Here is a 317-nt window from a genome sequence, read left to right on the forward strand (position 1 = left end):
TATCAAAGACCGCTCAAAAGACATTATCATCTCCGGTGGTGAAAACATCTCCTCCATCGAAGTGGAAGACGTTCTTTACCGTAACCGGAGCGTCATGGAAGCGGCTGTGGTTGCCTGTGATGATGATAAGTGGGGCGAAGTACCCTGTGCCTTTGTCAGCCTGAAAGACGGCGCTGAAGTGACCGAACAGGAGATTATCGATTTCTGTCGGGAGAATATGGCTAAGTTCAAAGCGCCGAAAAAGGTTGTTTTTGGCGCGTTGCCTAAGACCTCGACCGGTAAAATCCAGAAGTTCGTTTTACGGGATAAGGCAAATT

Annotated in this window: 1 protein-coding gene; it reads left to right on the forward strand. The window is 48.3% G+C overall.

Annotated features, from left to right (window positions below):
* The coding region (locus tag QWI17_RS00585; protein WP_441294574.1) for an AMP-binding enzyme at window positions 1–317 on the forward strand (317 nt) is incomplete at both ends.

This window comes from Gilvimarinus gilvus (genome assembly GCF_030518155.1).
GTDB classification, from domain to species: Bacteria; Pseudomonadota; Gammaproteobacteria; order Pseudomonadales; family Cellvibrionaceae; genus Gilvimarinus; species Gilvimarinus gilvus.